14 protein-coding genes and 1 tRNA gene are annotated in these 16,399 nt (G+C 72.7%); 10 read left to right on the forward strand and 5 right to left on the reverse strand.

Going from position 1 to position 16,399, the window contains the following annotated elements; translation table 11 throughout:
* Window positions 1-17: 17 nt before the first annotated feature.
* The gene (locus ACTG9Q_RS19870; RefSeq protein ID WP_455574314.1) at window positions 18-1,949 is read right to left on the reverse strand and encodes a SpoIIE family protein phosphatase; all 1,932 of its coding nucleotides are present in this window, start codon (window positions 1,947-1,949) and stop codon (window positions 18-20) included.
* A gap of 371 nt (window positions 1,950-2,320) precedes the next feature.
* Here ACTG9Q_RS19870 and ACTG9Q_RS19875 point away from each other — a divergent pair, with 371 nt between their 5' ends.
* The 6 genes from ACTG9Q_RS19875 to ACTG9Q_RS19900 all read left to right on the forward strand — a co-directional run bounded on the left by ACTG9Q_RS19875 (window position 2,321) and on the right by ACTG9Q_RS19900 (window position 6,861).
* Window positions 2,321-3,250, forward strand: coding sequence for a C40 family peptidase (locus ACTG9Q_RS19875; protein WP_455574315.1), 930 nt, complete (start codon window positions 2,321-2,323; stop codon window positions 3,248-3,250).
* A gap of 331 nt (window positions 3,251-3,581) precedes the next feature.
* Window positions 3,582-3,980 (forward strand): hypothetical protein, encoded by a 399-nt coding sequence (locus ACTG9Q_RS19880; RefSeq protein WP_455574316.1) that lies wholly within the window; start codon window positions 3,582-3,584, stop codon window positions 3,978-3,980.
* Window positions 3,977-4,699 carry a hypothetical protein gene (locus ACTG9Q_RS19885; protein WP_455574317.1) on the forward strand — a complete coding sequence of 241 codons (723 nt, stop codon included), beginning with the start codon at window positions 3,977-3,979 and terminating at the stop codon, window positions 4,697-4,699. Before ACTG9Q_RS19880 ends, ACTG9Q_RS19885 begins: the two co-directional genes overlap by 4 nt.
* Before the next feature lie 11 nt (window positions 4,700-4,710).
* The gene (locus tag ACTG9Q_RS19890; RefSeq protein ID WP_455574318.1) at window positions 4,711-5,025 is read left to right on the forward strand and encodes a hypothetical protein; all 315 of its coding nucleotides are present in this window, start codon (window positions 4,711-4,713) and stop codon (window positions 5,023-5,025) included.
* A gap of 15 nt (window positions 5,026-5,040) precedes the next feature.
* Window positions 5,041-5,829 carry a hypothetical protein gene (locus ACTG9Q_RS19895; RefSeq protein WP_455574319.1) on the forward strand — a complete coding sequence of 263 codons (789 nt, stop codon included), beginning with the start codon at window positions 5,041-5,043 and terminating at the stop codon, window positions 5,827-5,829.
* A 228-nt stretch (window positions 5,830-6,057) separates the two neighbouring features.
* Window positions 6,058-6,861 carry an alpha/beta fold hydrolase gene (locus ACTG9Q_RS19900; protein ID WP_455574320.1) on the forward strand — a complete coding sequence of 268 codons (804 nt, stop codon included), beginning with the start codon at window positions 6,058-6,060 and terminating at the stop codon, window positions 6,859-6,861.
* Window positions 6,862-7,000: 139 nt separating this feature from the next.
* On the opposite strand, the gene ACTG9Q_RS19905 is transcribed toward ACTG9Q_RS19900, so the two are convergent.
* Window positions 7,001-7,073 (reverse strand) — tRNA-Arg (locus ACTG9Q_RS19905).
* Between the two features lie 103 nt (window positions 7,074-7,176).
* Complete coding sequence (locus ACTG9Q_RS19910) at window positions 7,177-8,205, reverse strand: LacI family DNA-binding transcriptional regulator (protein WP_455574321.1); 1,029 nt, start codon at window positions 8,203-8,205, stop codon at window positions 7,177-7,179.
* 79 nt (window positions 8,206-8,284) lie between these two features.
* Here ACTG9Q_RS19910 and ACTG9Q_RS19915 point away from each other — a divergent pair, with 79 nt between their 5' ends.
* From ACTG9Q_RS19915 to ettA, 4 genes are all read left to right on the forward strand, one after another.
* A complete protein-coding gene (locus ACTG9Q_RS19915) occupies window positions 8,285-9,457 on the forward strand; it encodes an MFS transporter (protein ID WP_455574322.1) in 1,173 nt (390 codons plus the stop codon).
* Between the two features lie 42 nt (window positions 9,458-9,499).
* Window positions 9,500-11,485, forward strand: a complete 1,986-nt coding sequence (locus tag ACTG9Q_RS19920) for a cytochrome c oxidase assembly protein (RefSeq protein WP_455574323.1) — start codon at window positions 9,500-9,502, stop codon at window positions 11,483-11,485.
* Between the two features lie 148 nt (window positions 11,486-11,633).
* Window positions 11,634-12,023 carry a single-stranded DNA-binding protein gene (locus tag ACTG9Q_RS19925; RefSeq protein WP_455574324.1) on the forward strand — a complete coding sequence of 130 codons (390 nt, stop codon included), beginning with the start codon at window positions 11,634-11,636 and terminating at the stop codon, window positions 12,021-12,023.
* 151 nt (window positions 12,024-12,174) lie between these two features.
* Window positions 12,175-13,851, forward strand: a complete 1,677-nt coding sequence (gene ettA, locus ACTG9Q_RS19930; RefSeq protein ID WP_455574325.1) for an energy-dependent translational throttle protein EttA — start codon at window positions 12,175-12,177, stop codon at window positions 13,849-13,851.
* On the opposite strand, the gene ACTG9Q_RS19935 is transcribed toward ettA, so the two are convergent.
* Window positions 13,838-14,293, reverse strand: a complete 456-nt coding sequence (locus ACTG9Q_RS19935; RefSeq protein ID WP_455574326.1) for a hypothetical protein — start codon at window positions 14,291-14,293, stop codon at window positions 13,838-13,840. The genes ettA and ACTG9Q_RS19935 overlap by 14 nt on opposite strands.
* 1,053 nt (window positions 14,294-15,346) lie before the next feature.
* Window positions 15,347-15,754: a hypothetical protein gene (locus ACTG9Q_RS19940; protein WP_455574327.1), complete on the reverse strand. Its 408-nt coding sequence runs from the start codon at window positions 15,752-15,754 to the stop codon at window positions 15,347-15,349.
* Window positions 15,755-16,399 lie beyond the last annotated feature (645 nt).

The raw sequence follows: 16,399 nt of genomic DNA on the forward strand, positions 1-16,399 counted from the left end.
CTGGGTGAGGGCGACGGTCACCGCCCGTACTGCGGGCGTGGCGGTTTCAGCCGTTCGCGGTGCGGCAGGTGTACGAGGTCGAGCACGGTGTGCGCGGGGCTCCCGGGGTCGGCGACGAGGTCGAGGTTGGCGCCGCGCAGCTCGTGCAGGACGCGCACGCCCGCGCTGGCGAGCAGGCTGACCCCGGTGAGGTCGACGGTCACCTCCCGCGCGCCGCCGCGGGCCGCCGACAGCAGCGCGGTGGTGAACTCGTCCGCGGAGGTCGCGTCGATCGGGCCGTGCACCCGGACGACGGGCAACGCGCCGCCGGTGTCGATGTCCACGCTGAACGGCGCCCGGTCGGGCTCGACGGCCATGTGGTGGTAGGAGGCCAGCACGGCGGGCCGGTGCGGGTGGTGGCGGATGGTCACCTCGGTGCCGTCGTCGTGGCGCACCAGCGTGACCTCGGTGAGCATCCGCATGAGCATCAGCCCGCGGCCGCGGTGGGTGGTCCCGGTGGTCGGCTCGCGCCACTGGCCGCGGTCGCGGACCCGGCAGTCCAGGCGTCCGTCGGGGCGCAGTTCGGCGGCGAGCCGGACCGGGCCGGTCACCCCGGCCGGGTAGGCGTGCTCGACGCTGTTGGTCACCGCCTCGACCACGGCCAGCTGCACGTCCTGCACGTCTCCCGGGGCCGGTCCGAGCCGGTCCAGCCACTCCCCGAACGCGCGGCGGGCCGTGGCCAGGCCCGCGAGGTCGCCGCTGATGGTCAGATCGAGCGGCTCGACCGCGTGCGCCAGGCGCTGCGCGGCCAACGTGGTGACGTCGTCGGTGTAGCCGGTGCGGGTCAGCAGCTCCACCGTCAGCTGGCACACCCGCTCGGCCGCCGTGGGCGCGGCGCCCTCGGGCATCACCCGGTTCGCCGCGGCGTCGGCGGCGACCTGGGCCAGCTCGGCTGTGCTCTCCTGGAACGTCCGGTTCGGCCGCTCGACCAGCCCGTCGCTGTAGAGCAGGACGACCTCGTCGGGCGCCAGCGCGTCGGCGGCGAGCCGGTGGACGGCCCCGGTGCCCAGTGGCCCCGACCCCGACGGGGCCAGGAACCGGGTGGCCCCGTCCGCGCCGACCACCAGCGGGGGCGGGTGCCCGCAGGTGCTGTAGCTCAGGGCCCCGGTGGCCGGGTCGAGCACCGCGAGCACCAGCGTCGCCGCCCGCGTCGCCGCGTGCCTGCCCGCGAAGGCGTCCACCCGGCCCAGCACGGCGCCCAGCTCGGGCTCGGCGACCAGCAGCTCGCTGAGCACCGACCGCAGCTGCCCCATCGCCGCCGAGGCCGCGACCCCGTGCCCCACGACATCCCCGATGACGAGCGCGACCCGCCCGTCGGCCAGCGCGATGGCGTCGAACCAGTCCCCGCCCGCGGCCTGCTCGTGGGCGGCCACGAGGTACCGCGCCGCGACGCGGGCCTGGGGCAGCACCGGCAGCGCGGTGGGCAGCAGCGCCTCCTGCAGCTCGCTGATGACGTCCCGTGCCGCCCGGTAGCGCCGCTCGGCCTCGGTGGCCTCCCGCCGCTGCCGGACCCGCTCGGTGGCGTCGGTCGCGTACGCGTGCAGACCCGTGACCCGCCCGTCGCTGTCGAAGCGCGGCACGACGGAGAAGTCGACGTACAGCTCCGCCCGCTTTCCCGCGACGTCGAGCTGCACCCGCCACTCCAGCGCGGTCTCCGCCCGCCCCGAGGCGTAGACCCGGTCGAGCAGTTCGAAGGCCTGCTGCCCCTGGGCCTCGGGAAGCGCCTCCCGCACCCGCATCCCCACCAGGTCCCGCCGACCGAGGAACGCCCGACACGCCCCGTTCACCGCCGCGAACCGGTGCTCGGGCCCCACCATCCCCACCAGCATGACCGGCATCGTCTCGAAGAAGCCCCGAACGACCGCTGCGTCCCCGACCTTACTGTCCAGGGGGTCAACGGCGCCGTCCACGGCGAGAACCTATCCCAGCCGACAAGCTCGATCCCAGAGCGAGTCACCGGACGCCCCGGAGAACCACGGGGTCCGACCGGCGGCACCCCGCTCCGCCCAGCTGGGCGCAACGCCAAGTCCATCCTCGCGTCCAGCCCGCCGCCGCTGAGCACATCGAGAGCGCCCGCCTACGTGGCAGTCACCTCCGCTCAGCGAACCGCGGTACTCGCGGAGCCACCAGTGCCTCAGCGCCGATGACCACGCCGTCGAGGATCGCCGGGGTGTCGCGCTCGGCGTCCTGGAGGAGGAACCGGCTGCGGGTGGCGGGATCGGTAGGAGCGATATCCGCCGGAACCGCCTGTCGCCGGGCGCTCAGCCGCTACTCTGCAGGCATGGGCGGATCTCGGCGCGGGCGTTCGGCCGCGGTGACGGCGGAGCACCCGACGCTGGTGCCCGAAAGGCCGCGCCATCGGCGGGCGCGAGGACTCGGCACGGCGGGCAGACTGGGCAGCGTGCCCAGGTCCGGCGTGTTCCGCTCTGTCTGCGTGCTGGTGCTGACGCTGTTTCTGGTGCCCGCGCAGGCCGTCGCCGACCACGATCGCCCCACGACGGTGGCCGGGCTGCTCGCCCACTACCGCGACCTGAGCGTGGAGGCCGAGCGGGCAGGCGAGCGCGTGCTCGGCCTCGAACAGCGCATCGCCGAGGTGAACGGTGAACTCGCCGCGATCGACACGGCCCTGGCTGAGCTCGACGGCCCACTGGCCCTCTCCGAGGCCGACCAGCTGGACCGGCTCCTCGCCCGCGCCACCCGGCTCCGCACGGACCTGGACCCACTGCGCGCCGAGCACCGCCAGCTGACCGTCGACCTGCCCAAGCGCATGCGTGAGGTCGAGGCGGTCCTGGAGGCGCTCCCGCCCGAGCAACTCGCCCTCCTGAGCGAGGCCCCCCCGTCCATCCCCGCGCCGCCGGGCGCCACTCGCCACCCCGCGGTCGAGTTCGCCCTGGCCCAGGTCGGCAAGCCCTACGTCTGGGGCGCCGAGGGCCCCGACGCCTACGACTGCTCCGGCCTGGTGCAGACCGCGTTCGCCACCGCGGGCGTGCAACTGCCCCGCGTGTCGATCGACCAGTCCTCCGTCGGCGAGCCCGTCGACCGCGCCCAGATGCGAGCAGGCGACCTGGTCTTCTACTACAGCCCGGTCCACCACGTGGCCATGGCCATCGACAACCGGTACGTCGTCCACGCCGCCTCACTCGGCGTGCCGATCAAGGTCGACCCCGTGGACGCCGTGGGCCCGATCACGGTCATCCGCCGCGTCACCTGACCGCATCGGACCGCCCGCGGCCTGCCTGCCGACCTGGGCCAACCTCAGGCTGACGCTTTCGACGGCCGCGGACCGTACCCGGGTTTCCCGTTGCGGTGAGCCCGCTCCCTGACCTCGACCCCGCCCGTTCCACCGCTGGGCGGCCGACCGCGCGGGCGACCTCCACTGACGCGCATCGCTGCGACACAACGCTGATCGGCGACCGCTGATCTGGTGTGGGCTCCGTTCCCGGCGTGCGGAACCCAGGGGGCGGGGGCTCCGTCAAAGGCGGCGTTGCCGATGAGGGTGGTGCGATGAGGATCGTCTCCTGTGGACAGTGCGGACGCCTGCGATGAGGGGTGCGCGGACGACTGCCCTGGTCTGGGGGCTGGTGGCCTGCGTGCTGTTGGGCGCGGTGCTGCTGCTGAGCGTGCTGAGCCCTGCTGTCCGGGCGGACTTCGGGTCCCCGGCGGTGGTGGGTGTGCTCGTCGGCGGGCTGGTCTGTCTGCTGGTCGCCGCTGTGGTGGTGATGACGCGGTTCGCCGTGGGTGTGCGGTGGGCGGTCGCGGTGCTGGTCGCCGTGGCGGCCGGTGGGGTCGCCGTCGTCGGGATGACCCGGCTGGCCGGGTCCGGCTCGGCGGGTGTCGGGTTGCTGCTGGTGTTCGCGGCGGTGGCGATGGGTGCCGTGGCGGCCCAGATCCCGCGCAGCGGATCGGGGCGGGGAGAACAACGGAGGAAGGGAACGGGATGACCGGCGACGTCATGGCCGAGTTGGCCAGGTTGCGGCACTACGCGAGCGGTCTGCGGACCATGCTGGCGGACGCCCAGAGCGAGGCGCCGAGCCGGGCCGAGGGCGCCGACCGCTCCGGCAAGGTCAGGGCGACGGTGGGCGCCGACGGGCTCCCCGAGTCGTTCCGGGTCGAGGCCGGGTGGCATCGCGCGCTGGAACCCTCGAAGTTCGGCGCCGCCGTGGTGGAGGCGGCGCAGGCCGCGGCCGGGGAGCGGCTGGCGGTCTGGACGCGGACGCTGCGGCAGCGGGGTTGGCAGAAGAAGGTGGACCAGCTGCGCGGCGATGACCCGGTCACCCCGGTCGTGGGCGTGGTGCCGCCCGCTTTCCGCCGGGAGCAGCCGCCTCGGCCGCTGGGTGTCCTCGCCGAGGAGGTGATGAACGCGCTCGACGGTGTCGTCGGGATGCCCGCGCCCGTTCCGGCGACGGGCACCGGGTCGGTGGCCTCGGGCAAGCTCGTCGTCCTGATGTCGAAGACGGGGCTGGTCTCCTGCGACGCCGACCCCGAGTGGGTGGCGCAGCAGAGCGCGACCCAGCTCACCAACCACCTCGGCGACGCGCTGCGCGCGGCCCGCGAGGCGATGCCCGCCGCGAACCCGGGCCCGGCGGGGAACTCGCCGCTGGACTCGCTGTTCGCCGAGATCATGGCCGTCATGGGCGATCCCGACCGTTTGCGGACCTGAAGGAGCCGGACATGACCATTCCCAGCAAGCAGAGCATCCAGGTCGCCACCGACGCGCTGCGGTCGGAGGCGGGGGTGTGGACGGCGCAGTCCGACGTGATGACCTCGATCGCGCGGAAGGCAGAGGGCCTGCGGCTGTCCCGTGTGGAAGCCGGGCTGTTCCAAGTGGTGTTCTCGGCCTACGAGGAAGCGCTCAACACCATCGTCGGCCGCGCGGGTGAGGGCGCGGCCAGGATGACCGAGATGGGGACCACCCTCGTGCAGGTGGCCAACACGTATGACCAGGAAGAACAGGCCAACGAGCACAGCCTTCGCGGCGTGTACTGACCCGAGGGGATCGCAATGACGTTCAGTGAGGCGCAGTTCCAGGCCGCCGTGGACAAGATCAATTCTGGGATGAACGACCTGTCCGGCAAGATCGGGCAGGTCATGCCCACGGCGCAGGCCGCGGTCGGCAAGTGGTTCGTGCCCGATGTCGTCGCCGAGACGGTGCTGTGGCTGGCGGAGAAGGCCGTGGCGCTCGTGAAGAGCATCTGGGACAAGATCGTCGAGGTGATGAAGGGTGTCGCCGCGCCGGTCCTGTTCTTCAAGTACGCCTTCGACTGGCAGGACGTGCGCGGGCTGGCCACGGACGTCGCGGGCTCCCTGAAGCCCGAGGCGCTCACCGGCACCCATCGCTGGAGCGGCTCGGCCGCCGACGCCTACCGCAAGCAGGTTTCCCCGCAGGGCAACGCCGCCGCCCGCATCGGCACCGTCGCGGACAAGACCTCCGTCGCGCTGGGCATCTGCGCCGCCGCGGGCTTGGCCTTCTACATAGCCATCGGTGTCATCCTGGTCAAGTTCGTGGTCGCGATGGTCGGGGTGGTCGCGGCGCTGGGCTCGGTCGCCTTCTCGTGGGCAGGCGTCCTCCTCGCGGTCGAGGAGGCGGGGGTGAACACCGGCCTGATCATCGCCGCTGTCAGCGCCCTCACGGCCGCCCTCGGCGCCCAGGCCCAGCAGCTCGTCGCCCTGCACGGCGAGGCCCGCGACAACAGCGTCTTCCCCAACGGCGCCTGGCCGGACCCGGCCGTGGGCAACTACAGCGACGGCAGCGTCAAGGACGGGGACGCCGACTGGTCACTGGCGGGCTGACCTGAGCAGCAACCCCTGATACGGCCGTTGCGGCCGCGCTGCCGCCGGTAGAGCGCTCCAGTTACCATCACCCGGACAACCCACACCCACCCGGCGTACCACTTCCCGTTGCGGCGCAGTGGTTTCCGGCGCGGAGGTCAGCGTGACAGCGAGAGGCAGCGCAGCAAGTGCTCGGCGGCAGCTCGGCCGCGCTCGGTCAGCTCGCAGGCCTGGAATGGGAGCAGCGCCATGGATTTCGTGACGTCGAGAGATGGCACGTCGATCGCGTGCGAACGTCGAGGCGGCGGGCCTGCGGTCGTCCTGGTGGGCGGCGGGCTCGACGACGGCTCGGAGAACGCCGCCCTCGTCCCCGAACTGGCGCGCCACTTCACCGTGTACAACTACGCGCGCCGGGGTCGGGGCGGCAGCGGTGGCGGTGACAGTGGCTACGCCTTGGCACGCGAGATTGAGGACCTCGCGGCGCTGGTTGACGAGGCAGGCGGCCGGGCGCACGTGTTCGGCGCGTCGTCGGGCGGGGCGCTCGCCCTTGAGGCCGCCGCCGCGGGTCTCGCCGCCGACCGGATCGCGGTGTACGAGGTCCCGTACATGAGCGACGACGCCATGGCGAAGCACTGGTCGACCTACGTTGACGAGCTCACGGCACTGCTGGCCGCCGGCCAGCGCTCGACCGCGGTCGAGCTGTTCATGCGGCTGGCAGGCTCGTCGGAACAGGACGTGACCGCCGCGCGCGAGTCGCCGTTCTGGCCCGGCCTCACGGCGCTGGCCCCCACCCTCGCCCACGACGCCGCCTGCCTCGGCGACGGGCTCCCCCCGGTCGACCGACTGGCGCGCATCACGCAGCCGACGCTGGTGGCGACCGGCGGCCTTCCCGACGAGCACATGGGCGGCCTGCGCCCCGGCTTCTTCGACGACGCCGCCGACGCCATCACCTCAGCCCTCCCGAACGCGCGACGACTCGTCGTCGAAGGCCAGTCCCACGTCGCGGACCCGGCGGTATTCGCGGCCACCCTGGAACAGTTCTTCCGGAGGTGACCCCTGCTCAGCCGGCGAACCGGATGCGCCACACACCCTGGTTCTTGCTCACGCAGTGCGAGCACGCCGTAGTAGCGGCCAAGGCAGGCCGCACCCCAGGAGGAATGGGGCTGACCTGCGGAAACGCTTGATCAGTGAGTGCCCCCGGCAGGACTCGAACCTGCGGCCAAGAGCTTAGAAGGCTCCTGCTCTATCCGCTGAGCTACAGGGGCGTGGGACGACGGCCCCGCCGAAGCAGGGTAGTGGTCTCGAAGGGTTTGATCGCCCCAAGTGGCTCGTCTGTTTCGTGGGTGAGCCGGGTGAGTGACCAAACTGTCACCTTGGCGCGGTCGACGCGCGCTCCACGAGGGTGGTCGGGAGGGTGTGCGCGGGGCCCGGTCTTGCGCCGTCGAGGAGGTTGATGGCCAGGTCGGCGGCTATGCGGCCCTTGGCGGTCAGGTCCTGTCTGACGGTGGTCAGCGGGGGGTCGGCCCAGGCCGCGGCCGGGGTGTCGTCGAAGCCGACCAGGGACAGGTCCTCCGGGACGCGCAGGCCGAGGTCGTGGGCGGCGCGGAGGGCGCCGAGGGCCAGTTCGTCGGACATGCACAACAGGGCGGTGGGGCGGCGCTGGAGGAGCCAGTGGGCGCCGGTGCGCCCGTGGTCACGGAGAGAGCCCGGGGTCTCCCACACGGGTGCCTCGCCCAGGACCGACAGGTAGCCCGCCAGCCGCTCCCGCGTCACGCGGTAGACCGAGGACGCCTGCCGCTCCGCGTCAGCCGGGCCGTTGTGGCCGTCGTGGTGCAGGGCGAAGGCGAGGATGCCGACGCAGCGGTGGCCCAGGGACCGCAGGTGGGTCGCGGCCAGGGCCGCTCCGGCGCGGTCGGCCACGTCGACGCGGGCGGAGCCCGCCAGGACGGGCTGGTCGATCACCACCAGGGGCAGGCCGCGCTTGCGGATCTCGACCAGGGCGGGCGCGTCGTCGGACAGGGAGTACGCGACCGCGATGTCGGCGTGCGCGCGGGCGACGCTCTCCCGCCGCGGACCCCCGTCGACGCCGGGCATGAGCAGCATCGGGCGGTCGGCGTCGAGGGTGTCGGAGAGGCTGTCCATGACGATGGTCAGGGCCGGGTCGGAGAACGCGGAGGACAGGCGGGAGCCGAGCATCACCGCGACGGCGCCGCCGCTGCGGGTGGCCAGGCTGCGGGCCACCGGGTCGGGACCGGCGTACCCCAGCTCCGCGGCGGCCAGGATGATCCGCTCCCGCAGGGAGGCCGACAGCTGGTCGGGGCGGTTGTAGGCGTTCGACACCGTCGCCCTGGACACGCCCACCTCGCGGGCCACTGTGTCCAGGGTCGGCTTACGCACCCGTTCCCCGCGCACCTCCGCAGCGTATAGGTCGCCTAAATCACTCCCGATTCTGAAGCGCTTCAGATATTCTCACCGGGTGGGTTTCGTCGCTGTCCTCAGCTTCTTCGCGCTCAACGGCGTGGTCTTCGGGTCCTGGGCCTCCCGGGTGCCCGCGCTGGCGAGCCAGATCGGCGCCGCCGAAGGGGCGCTCGGGCTGGCCCTGCTCGGCGGCAGCATCGGCATGATCGCCGCCGCCACCGTCACCGGGCGGCTGACCGCGCGGGTGGGCGCGCGCGTCGTGCTCGGGGTGTCGACGGCCGCCTCGGCCCTCGCGCTGCCGCTGCTCGGCCTCGCGCCGTCACCGCTGGTCCTGGGCCTGGCGCTGGTCCTGCTCGGCGCCTGGGTGGGCGCCTTCGACGTGGCGATGAACATCGCGGCGGTGACCGTGATCCGCTCCAGCGGCAGGCCGCTCATGCCGATCTTCCACGCGTCCTTCAGCTTCGGCGGCATGTTCGGGGCCGCAGGCGCCGCGCTGGCCGCCTACCAACAGGTACGCCCGTTCGCGCACCTGTTGATAGTGAGCTGCGTGGTCGCCGTCGTTCTTCTGTTCTTCGTACGCCACGTCCCCAACGAAGTCCGGGCCGCGCCGGACGCGCCCGTCGTGGCCGGTCCCGCGCCGTCCCGCAGGCCGGTCCTCTGGCTGCTCGCGGGCGTGGCGCTCTTCTCGGCTGTCGCTGAGGGCGCCAGTGCCGACTGGTCCGCTCTGTTCGCCGCTCAGTACCGCGGCATGGGAGAGGCTTCAGCGGCGATCGTGTACGGCGTCTTCTCCGTCGCCATGGCCCTCACCCGCCTGTCCGGCGAGTGGGCGCAACGCCGGTTCGGGCCTCACCGCCTGCTCGTCTTGGGCGCGCTGGTCGGCGGCGGCGGCCTCGTGCTGACCGCGGCGACTCCTTCGGCCGTGCTGACTTTCGTGGGGTTCGCCCTGGCGGGCTCCGGGCTGGCCTTCATGTTCCCCATCGCGCTCGACCTGGCCGCCGCGTCGGGGCGGCGCGCGGACGGCACCGGCGGCGAGCGCGAGCTGGCGTTCGTGACCGCCATCGCCTACAGCGGCTTCCTCGCCGGTCCGCCGCTGGTCGGGGGCATCGCGCACGTGTCGAACCTGGCCGTCGCCCTCGGCGTGGCGGGCGTGATCGCCTGCGTCATCGCGCCGATGGCCCTGGCCGCCCGGGCCGCGGGCAGGCGTGACGAAGCCCCGGTGCGCGTTCCGTAACACGGTCTCGGCGTGCCCGCGTTCTCGCACTACGCTCGCGATGTGGACAAGCCTCAACGCGCCCGCGGCGTCGTCTCACTCCTGGCCGTCGGCGTCGGGCTCGCCGCCGTGCTGGCCGCGCTCCTGGTCTCGCTTTCCGGAGACGGCCTCTACGCCGTGCTCGGGCTGCCCACTCCCGACGCCTTCACCCGCCACGGCCTGACCGTCGTCCGGGTCCTCGCCGAAGTTGGCGGCGTCGTCACCATCGGCTCCCTGCTGTTCGCCGCGTTCCTGGTGCCCCCGCAGAAGTCCGGCGTGCTCGACGTCGGCGGATACGGGGCCCTGCGCTGGGCGGGCGGCGGCGCGCTGCTGTGGTTCCTCGGCGCCCTGCTGTCCGCGCCCTTCCTCGCCGCTGACGCCGTCGGCAGGCCGGTGGTCGACGTCCTGCCCGCCGACACGCTGTTCTCTCTGGTCGGCGCCTTGTCCCAAGCGCAGGCGTGGCTGTTGACCGCGGCCATCGCGCTCGTGGTGTTCGTCGGCACCCGGTTCGTGCTGACCTGGGGCTGGACGGTCGCGCTGTTCGCCGTGGCGCTGCTGGGGATGACGCCGGTCGCGGTGACCGGGCACTCCTCCAGCGGCGGCTCCCACGACATGGCCACCAACAGCCTGCTGTTCCACCTCATCGCCGCGGCGCTGTGGGTCGGCGGGCTGATCGCGCTGCTGGCGCACGGCAGGCGCGCGGGCGCGAACCTCGCCCTGGCGACCACCCGGTTCTCCACGATCGCCCTGGTGTGCTGGATCGTCATGGCGGCCTCCGGTGTGATCAACGCGCTGATCAGGCTGCCGCTGGCCGACCTGTTCACGAGTACCTACGGGCTGCTCACCGTGGCCAAGGCCGCGGCGCTGCTCGTCCTCGGCGTGTTCGGGTACTTCCAGCGCGAGCGCGGCGTCAAGGCCGTGGTCGAGCGGGGCGCGGGCGGTCCGCTGATGCGGTTGGCCGCGGGCGAGGTCGTGCTGATGCTGGTCACCTTCGGGTTGGCCGCGGGGCTGGCCAGGACGCCGCCGCCGGAATCGGCGATCACGGTGCCCGACCGCGTCGAACTGGCCCTGGGCTTCCCGCTCACCGAGCCCCCGACGGTGGCCAACCTGCTGCTCGACTGGCGTTTCGACCTCGTCTTCGGCACGCTCGCGCTCGCCTTGGCCGGGCTCTACCTGCTCGGCGTGCGCAAACTGCGCGGCCGTGGCGTGCGGTGGCCGGTGGGCCGCACCGCCGCCTGGCTCGCCGGGTGCTTCGTGATCCTCTTCGCGACGTCGTCGGGGTTCGGCAAGTACTCCCCGGGCATGTTCAGCATCCACATGCAGACCCACATGATGCTGTCGATGCTGGCGCCGGTGCTGCTGGTCCTCGGCGCGCCGATGACCCTGGCGCTGCGCGCGATCCCCCCCGCCGGGTCGGATGCCCCGCCCGGCCCGCGCGAGTGGCTGCTGGCCTTCGTGCACTCGCCGATCGCCCGCGCGCTGACCAATCCCGTCGTCGCCCTGGTGCTGTTCGTCGGCTCGTTCTACGGGCTGTACCTGTCGGGCCTGTTCGACTCGGCGCTGCCGCTGCACTGGGCGCACCTGCTGATGAACGCGCACTTCCTGCTCGTGGGCTACATCTTCTACTGGCCGGTCATCGGCATCGACCCGGCGCCGCGCCGCCTGCCGCACCTGGGCAGGCTCGGCCTGGTGTTCGCGTCGCTGCCGTTCCACGCCTTCTTCGGCGTCGTCCTCATGGGCATGCAGACCGTGATCGGCGAGGCCTTCTACCGCGGGCTGGCCCTGCCGTGGAACAGCGATCTGCTCGCCGACCAGCGCCTCGGCGGCGGCATCGCCTGGGCGTCCGGCGAGATCCCCCTGCTCGTGGTGCTGATCGCGCTGCTCGTGCAGTGGGCCCGCGCCGACGACCGCGAGGCCCGCCGCTCGGACCGCAGGGTCGACTCCGGCGACGCCGACGACCTCGACGCCTACAACGCGATGCTGAAAAAGCTGGGGGAACGCCAGCAATAGCACAGAATCCGTTTCCCGAGTCCGCGGTTGTCCACAGCCCCGGAAGTTGTCCACAGGATCGGAACTGGGGGTGGCCGCGCACCGGCCGCGACGTCGAACCTGGTCATGACGGGTCTGCCGAGGCCCGCGGACCACGAGGGAGACGCGCGTGTACGAGACGATGGTGACCATGGTCGGCTGGGTGGCGGGCGAGCTCACGCAGCGGCGCCGCGGCGACGGCACGACCTGGGCCCGGTTCCGGCTGGCGGCCGTGGAACGCCGGTTCGACCCCGACAAGGCGGACTGGGTCGACGCCAACCGGATGTTCGTCTCGGTCCACTGCTGGCGCAAGCTCGGGGACAACGTGCTCGCCACGCTCAAGCGCGGCGACCCGGTCGTCGTGCACGGCCGTCTGCGCCTCTACGAGCACGACTCCGACCAGCAGAGCCGGTTCGACCTCCAGCTCGACGCCCACAGCCTCGGCGTCGACCTGAGCAGACGCGCCCCCGTCGACAACGAGACGCCCACCGAGCGGCCGGAGCTGGCCAGTGTCGCCTGATCGAGTGGTCGTGACGCCTGGCGCCCGGGTCCGTCGGGCAAGGCCCTGCGCGACCACTGACCTCCCCAGACAGGTCCGCGCGGGAGGGCGGGCAGGCCACAGGACCCTGCCGCGCTCAACCCGTCGGCCGCACCGCTCTACGATCGCGGGCATGGCCGAGTTCATCTACACCATGAAAAAGGTGCGCAAGGCGCACGGGGACAAGGTCATCCTTGATGACGTCAGCCTGTCCTTCCTGCCCGGCGCGAAGATCGGCGTCGTCGGTCCCAACGGCGCGGGCAAGTCCAGCGTGCTCAAGATCATGGCGGGGCTCGACCAACCCGGCAACGGCGAGGCGTTCCTGTCCCCGGGCTACAGCGTCGGCATCCTGCAGCAGGAGCCGCCGCTGACCGAGGACAAGACCGTCCTGGGCAACGTCGAGGAGGCCGTGGGCGAGGTCAAGCAGAAGCTCGACCGGTTCAACGAGATCGCCGAGCTGATGGCCACCGACTACAGCGACGAGCTGATGGAGGAGATGGGCAGGCTCCAGGAGGAGCTCGACCACGCCGACGCGTGGGACCTGGACTCCCAGCTGGAGCAGGCCATGGACGCCCTGCGCTGCCCGCCCCCGGACGCCGACGTCACGCTGCTCTCCGGCGGTGAGCGCCGCCGGGTCGCGCTGTGCAAGCTGCTGCTCTCCAAGCCCGACCTGCTGCTCCTCGACGAGCCCACCAACCACCTGGACGCCGAGAGCGTGCTGTGGCTGGAGCAGCACCTGGCCCAGTACGCGGGCGCCGTCCTGGCCGTCACCCACGACCGGTACTTCCTGGACAACCTGGCCGACTGGATTCTGGAGATCGACCGCGGCCGCCTCTACCCGTACGAGGGCAACTACTCCACCTACCTGGAGAAGAAGCGCGAGCGGCTGGAGGTCCAGGGCAAGAAGGACGCCAAGCTGGCCAAGCGGCTCAAGGACGAGCTGGACTGGGTCCGCTCCAACGCCAAGGCCCGCCAGACCAAGTCCCGCTCCCGCCTGGACCGCTACGAGGAGATGGCCGCCGAGGCCGAGCGCACCCGCAAGCTCGACTTCGAGGAAATCCAGATCCCGCCGGGCCCGCGCCTGGGCAACGTGGTCGTGGAGGTCGAGAAGCTGCGCAAGGGCTTCGGCGACCGGGTGCTGATCGACGGGCTGTCGTTCAACCTGCCGCGCAACGGCATCATCGGCGTCATCGGGCCCAACGGCGTCGGCAAGACCACGCTGTTCAAGACCATCGTGGGGCTGGAGGAGTCGGACGCGGGCCTGGTCAAGATCGGCGAGACGGTCAAGCTGTCCTACGTCGACCAGAACCGCTCGGGCATCGACCCGAAGAAGACCGTCTTCGAGATCGTCTCCGGCGGCCTGGACTACATCGAGGTCGGCAACGTCGAGATGCCCTCGCGCGCCTACGTCAGCGCGTTCGGGTTCAAGGGGCCTGACCAGCAGAAGCCCGCCGGGGTGCTCTCCGGCGGCGAGCGCAACCGGCTCAACCTGGCGATGACCCTCAAGCTCGGCGGCAACCTGATCCTGCTCGACGAGCCCACCAACGACCTGGACGTGGAGACCCTCGGCTCGCTGGAGAACGCCCTCGAGCAGTTCCCCGGCTGCGCCGTGGTCATCTCCCACGACCGGTGGTTCCTCGACCGCGTCGCCACCCACATCCTGGCGTGGGAGGGCAACGAGGAGGACCCTGCCAAGTGGTTCTGGTTCGAGGGCAACTTCGAAGGGTACGAGAAGAACAAGATCGAGCGGATGGGCGCCGAGGCCGCCCGCCCACACCGGGTGACCTACCGCAAGCTCACCCGCGGCTAACCGGGTAGGCGACGTGGTGGCGTGGACGGACACACCCGCGGCGGACGGCGCGGCCGAGTGCGCTGCACTCGTGGCCGCCGCCGCCCGCCTGCGGTGGAGCGCGCCCGAACTGGCGGTCCAGTTCGCCGCGCGCGCCATCGCCCGCGGGGCCGAGGCCGCCACGGCCACCCAGGCGAGACAGCTGGTGGCCCTCGGCCTGGCCGGCCTGGGCCGGGTCGCCGAGGCCGTCGAACCCGGCATCGCCGCCCTGCGCTCGGCCGTGGCCGCAGGCCGGGTCGAGGACGCCGTCACCCTCCGCACCATGCTGGCCGCCTGCTCCCGCGCCCTCGGCGACCCCTTGGCGGGAACAGAAATCCTGCGCCCAGCGGTGACCGGCCTGGCCGTGGCAGGCCCAGCCGCCGCCGGGCGGGACCCAAGCACCGTCCCGCTGGGTGAGGGACAACCAGCCGCGGCCCCACCCGGCGGCGACCCGACCGCCACAGGCTCGCCTGGCGAAGGCGCGCCAGGCGCCGGCCTGCCTGGCCCCGGTCCGGCTGGCGCAGGTACGCAAAGTGGTGGCCCGCTAGATATGGGTCTGTCTGGCAGGGGCGCGGGTCTGTCTGGTGCCAGCTCGGTCGTCGCGGGTTTGCCTGGCGATGATCCGACCCGCGTGGGTATGCCCAGTGGCGGCCCGCACGGTTTGGGCCTGTCCGGTGGGGACGCGGGTCCGTTTGGCACCGGCCCGACTGGGACAGGTCCACCAAGTGGTGGCCCGCTCGGTGCGGGCCTGTCGGGTGGCGACGCGGGTTTGTTTGGCGCCGGTCCGGCCGGCTCAGGTCTGTTTGGCGCCGGTCCGGCCGGCGCGGGTTTGCCTGGCGGTGGTCCAGCTGGGGCGGGTATGCCAGGTGGTGGCCCGTTCGGCGCGGGCCTGTCGGGTGAGGACGCGGCTGACGGGGGACCGGCTGGGGTGGGGTTGGTCGTCGCGGGGCAGGGGGCGGGGTTGCCGCCGGTGGTGCGGGCTCGTGCGCTGGCCGAGTTGGCGGCTTGCCTGTCGCACCTCGCGGGGCGTGATGACCTGGAGGACACGCTCGCGGAGGCTGATCGCCTGCTCGCCGCCGATGAGGGGCTGTCCGTGGCGCAGCGGCGGGTCGAGCGGGCCATGGTGTGCGCGCTCACCGCCGCCTATCACCGTCGCCACGGCGACACCGAGAGCGCGGCGGACGCGGCGCGCGAGGGCTTGGCGATCCTTCCCCGGCCCCCTCACGGCGATGCGGGCACGTCCGGACACGGTGGCGGGGCGCGGGGGGACCGGCACCGTCCCGCCGATCCAGAGGGCGGGGCGGACGTGTCCGGGGTGCGGGCCCGGCTCACCTACGAGCTGGCCTGCGCGCTGCTCGACGAAGGTGCGATGGACGAGGCCGTGGCCACTTGCGCCGCGTTGCTGGGCGAGCCGGTGCGGGCCACGGCGGCGTCATCGGTGGGCAGGCTGCGGCTGGCGATCGCCACCCGGGTGCACTTACCCGCCGGTCGGACCGATCTCGGCCGGACCCTCCTGCTCGACACCATCGACACCGCCCAGCGCCATGGTCACGACACCGTCCTCGCCGACGCCCTGACCTTCCTCGCCCACGGCGAGGAGACCGCGGCCCGCCCCACCGAGGCCCTGCACGCCCTGCGCTCCGCCCGCGCCGCCGAACACCGCCACCACCGCGCCGCAGCCCGCGCCCGCAGGCTGATCACCGCCGAATTCACCCCCAACCGCGACCCCGACCGCGCCGTCGCCCTGCTCCGCGCCGTGGTCCGCCCGCCGGCCCCCGCGGTCCCACTCCCAGCCCAGTCCCGCCGCCTCGCGTCCGCAGACGGCTCCCGCGACCTCCCCGACCCCGCCCAGCCCCACCACCGGTCCGAGCCCGACAGCGCGCACCAGTCGTCGGCGCCTGCCATCTCCCGTCGCCAGTCCGACTCCGGCCAATTCCCCCACCCGCCTGACCCCGGGCGTCCCGGTGACCGGTCTGGTTCCGACCGGCTCGCCCGCTCGTCTGAAGCCGGACAGCCCGGCGAGCGATCTGAGTCCGGCCAGTTCCGCCGCTCGTCTGACGTTGGGGGATCTGGTCGCCAATTTGAATTCGGCCAGTTTTCCCGCTCAGCTGAGTCCGGGTCCCACCGTCAGCCTGAGTCTGACCAGGCTTCCCGGTCGTCCGAGTCCGGACAGACCGGTGACCAGTCGGAGTCCGGGCAGCCGGGTGGGTGGACTGAGTCTGGGCAGTTCCGCCGGTCGTCTGAGGTGGGGGACCAGGTTGGGTCTGGCCAGGTTTCTCGCTCGGCTGAGTCCGGGGGCCGTCGGCGGGCTGAGTCCGGTGGGGTCCACCGGTCAGTGGAGATCGGGCGGTCCCACCGGGCGGCTGAGCCTGATCAGTCGCGGTCGGTGGGTGAGGCGGATCAGCTCGCCCAGGCGGCTGGAGCGGTCGGGGCTGACCGGTATCGGGTGGCTGGGGCCGATGGTGAGGGGCGCGGGGCGGCTGTGACGGGGCGTCGGCGTGCGGTGGTGGAGCCGTCTTCCCCGGAGCCG

The organism is Actinokineospora lacus, assembly GCF_053813445.1.

Excerpts from the sequence above, each read along its gene's own strand:
- ACTG9Q_RS19875 (WP_455574315.1), top strand. The coding sequence starts at position 2,321 with ATGGGCGGATCTCGGCGCGGGCGTTCGGCCGCGGTGACGGCGGAGCAC.
- ACTG9Q_RS19880 (WP_455574316.1), top strand. The coding sequence starts at position 3,582 with ATGAGGGGTGCGCGGACGACTGCCCTGGTCTGGGGGCTGGTGGCCTGC.
- ACTG9Q_RS19885 (WP_455574317.1), top strand. The coding sequence starts at position 3,977 with ATGACCGGCGACGTCATGGCCGAGTTGGCCAGGTTGCGGCACTACGCG.
- ACTG9Q_RS19890 (WP_455574318.1), top strand. The coding sequence starts at position 4,711 with ATGACCATTCCCAGCAAGCAGAGCATCCAGGTCGCCACCGACGCGCTG.
- ACTG9Q_RS19895 (WP_455574319.1), top strand. The coding sequence starts at position 5,041 with ATGACGTTCAGTGAGGCGCAGTTCCAGGCCGCCGTGGACAAGATCAAT.
- ACTG9Q_RS19900 (WP_455574320.1), top strand. The coding sequence starts at position 6,058 with ATGGATTTCGTGACGTCGAGAGATGGCACGTCGATCGCGTGCGAACGT.
- ettA (WP_455574325.1), top strand. The coding sequence starts at position 12,175 with ATGGCCGAGTTCATCTACACCATGAAAAAGGTGCGCAAGGCGCACGGG.